Raw genomic sequence first — 3,068 nt, 5'->3', positions numbered from 1 at the left:
CCTTTCTATCGGCGCAGGATAAAACACACTTACATCCCGAAAGGCATCTGCATGCCGCCGGTTACCTTTGCCATCTCTTCCTGCAGCATCTCCCGTGATTTATTGAGACCCTCATTGATTGCCGCCATGACCAGATCCTCAAGAAGCTCCCTGTCTTTTTCTTCCCAGATCTCGTCAGAAATTTTTAGAGTGAGCACCTCTTGTTTTCCATTCACAACGCAGGAAACCATCCCTCCGCCTGATTGCGCCTCAACGGTCTTGTTCGCAACCTCTTCCTGTATCTTCATCAATTTATCCTGCATCTTTTTTGCCTGCTGCAGAATCTGCCCGAATTGCTTCGACATAAAACCTCCTATTAAAGGTTAAACAACGACTCAGCCTCTTTTACAAAATCATCGAGGATACTTTTCTTCACCTGACCGGCATCCTTGATAACGATCGCCATGTCTCTGCCGAAAAACTCCTTGAGAAGGCGTTTTATCTCGTCGCCTTCAGTCTTTATAATGCCGGTATACCGCTTATCGAGAAAGATAACAAAACTGTCCTGTTCGACCTGCACTTGAAGATTTTCGAAAACGCCGCCGATAAAGGGCTTCTTTTTTTTCACGTACTCGACAAAACCTTTCGCATCCAGTTCACGGAGCGGTTCGGTTACCTCTCTGGCCACAAAATCTTCAACGGGACTGACAACGGTTTGTTCGACGGTATGATCACGGCGTTCAAGATTATCAAGGACCTTTTCAACGTCCCGCAGCTTTGAGAGATTGTAGAGGTTGATGTAAAGGACCTCCAGAGAGACCTTGGGGAAGAACCCCTTCAGCAGATCTTCCGCTTTTAACAAATAATGGAGCATATTCTGGATCTCGTAATATTCTATCCCCTGCAGCAGACCTGAAACCCTCTTGTATTCTTCTTCACCGATATAGAGAAAGGACGGTATACCGTCGCAGACCTTGATAAGCATCATGTTCCTCAAAAACGATATGAGACCCCTGTAAACCTGATGTATGTCATATCCTTCGCTGAGGGTCCTCTCAATGATCTCCAGCCCTTCCTTCAGGTCACCGTCAAAGATCGATTTGATGATCCTGTACAATACATCCCTCTCGACGATCCCGATGATACTGATGACATCCTTTTCCGCGATATATTTTCCGCCAAACCCGATGATCTGGTCCAGCATCGATTCGGCATCACGGAGGCTTCCGTCTGCCTCAACAGCAATATATTGAAAGACCCCCTCGTCATATCCGATCCCCTCTTCGTGACAGATCTTCTTCAACTGTTCAACAATATCCTTTTCCGAGATCCTCCTGAAATCAAAACGCTGGCATCTCGACATGATCGTATAAGGGATCTTCTGTACTTCCGTGGTAGCAAGGATAAAGATATTATGGCCCGGCGGTTCTTCCAGGGTTTTCAATAACGCACTTACCGCAGACCTCGATAACATGTGTGATTCATCAAGGATATAGACCTTGTAGATCCCGCGCATCGGCATATAATGCACGCTCTCTGTAAGCTCCCTCATCTCGTCAACGCCTGTCTTGGAGGCGGCATCGATCTCTATGACGTCAACGAAATTACCGCTGTTGATTGCCTTGCAGTTCTCGCACTCATCGCAGGGTTCCGCTGACGGTCCGTTCTGACAATTGACGGCCTTGGCAAGGATCCTCGCCATGGAGGTCTTGCCGACGCCTCTCGGGCCCGTAAATAGGTAGGCATGGGATATTCTTCCTGACTGGATGGAGTTCTTCAGCGTAGTGGTAATGTGGGGCTGTCCTACGACGTCCTCAAATCTTTTAGGTCTCCACGTCCTTGCAATGACTGTATAACTCAAACGAAAATACCCCGTGTGTCCATATTTTAGACCAGGCTACCTGCGGCACACGGAACAGTTATTACCGCTGCTTCCTTCCGGACCTGACGGGGTTCATAACATTCACGTTGCGCAGGGCCTGGTTGTAGGGATATTATACAAAACATCCGGCTACAAAGCAAAGCAATTACATACGTAAAGGCAAACGACAGTGAATAGAGGGTGTGAAAGGTAAAAGGTGAAAAGAGAGAGGTAATAGGTCGGCAAGCCCGCAGTGTATGGCGCAGTGTCATTGCGAGCGAAGCGCGGCGTTTTGTCATTGCGAGCCCGCAGGGCGTGGCGTAGTGTCATTGCGAGCGCAGCGCGGCAATCCCATCTTTTGAGATCGCCACGTTGCTTCGCTCCTCGCGATGACGATAAAGAATGAAGCTCCTCATGGTTGTGACGCTATGCGCCCTGCGCTTTGCGCTATGCTGATTCCGTATCCAGCGTCGAGTATCCAGCGTCCGGTTCACTATGAGCCATGAGCTATGAACTATGAGCCGCTTTTCTGATTGCGCACAACAGCGCCTTTACCTCCGGATAGCCCATAATGGGCTCCCGGCAATCGGTATCCGTCAACAGGTTCGCGTTTGCCTCTCCGGACCAGCCGTGGGGAACAAGGACCACCCCTTCGGCAACCCTTTCGTCCACATGTGCCTTCATCCGGACAGATCCCCTGTTCGTCTCGATGACCACGTCATCCCCGTTGTCGATGCCGTAGGTCCGGGCGGTCTCAGGTCCTATCTCCGCCTGCGGTTCAGGATTCTTTTCTTTCAATGACCCGATTCCCCTGAATTGTCCGTGCGTGTAATAACGGTTCCTGTTGCCCGTAGAAAGTATCAAGGGATACTGTTTCAATAACTCAGGGGAATTCGCGGGACTCCTCTGCGGCTCAAGATAGGTTGGGAGAGGGTCAAAACCGATCTTCTCCAGCGTGCTGCTGTATATCTCGATCTTGCCCGAAGGCGTTAAGAACCCTCCTCCTTTCATTCCGTAACCCTTCTCTTTGAAGAAGGCGCCTTCCGGTTTTTCTTCAAGGAGCTGTCCGAAGGTCAATCCTGTACGCGCAAGTTCAAAGACCACAAGCTCTTCCTCTGTCTGCCATGGAAAATCCTTTCCGATCCCAAGCCTCTTTGCAAGCTCCGTCAACAATCTCCACTCCGACCAGCTTTCATATAACGGTTCAATGGCCTTTTTCCTGAGCATG

3 protein-coding genes and 1 other RNA gene are annotated in these 3,068 nt (G+C 49.6%); all 4 read right to left on the bottom strand.

Going from position 1 to position 3,068, the window contains the following annotated elements; translation table 11 throughout:
- Positions 1-29 precede the first annotated feature (29 nt).
- The gene (locus tag PHU49_16385; protein MDD5245588.1) at positions 30-344 is read right to left on the bottom strand and encodes a YbaB/EbfC family nucleoid-associated protein; all 315 of its coding nucleotides are present in this window, start codon (positions 342-344) and stop codon (positions 30-32) included.
- A gap of 11 nt (positions 345-355) precedes the next feature.
- On the bottom strand, positions 356-1,840 hold the full coding sequence (gene dnaX, locus PHU49_16380; protein ID MDD5245587.1) for a DNA polymerase III subunit gamma/tau: 1,485 nt from the start codon (positions 1,838-1,840) through the stop codon (positions 356-358).
- A gap of 26 nt (positions 1,841-1,866) precedes the next feature.
- An RNA gene (gene ffs / locus PHU49_16375) (signal recognition particle sRNA small type) lies at positions 1,867-1,964 on the bottom strand.
- Positions 1,965-2,347: 383 nt separating this feature from the next.
- Positions 2,348-3,068: molybdopterin dinucleotide binding domain-containing protein (locus PHU49_16370; GenBank protein ID MDD5245586.1), on the bottom strand; the 721-nt coding region annotated here is incomplete at its 5' end.

It is taken from the genome of Syntrophorhabdaceae bacterium, assembly GCA_028713955.1.
Classification (GTDB): domain Bacteria; phylum Desulfobacterota; class Syntrophorhabdia; order Syntrophorhabdales; family Syntrophorhabdaceae; genus UBA5609.
Note: the sequence above shows the minus strand (reverse complement) of the source record. Positions and strands in the feature narration are given on the sequence as shown.

Bases quoted from the DNA above. Each gene is read 5' to 3' on its own strand.
- PHU49_16385 (MDD5245588.1), bottom strand. From the start codon at position 344: ATGTCGAAGCAATTCGGGCAGATTCTGCAGCAGGCAAAAAAGATGCAG.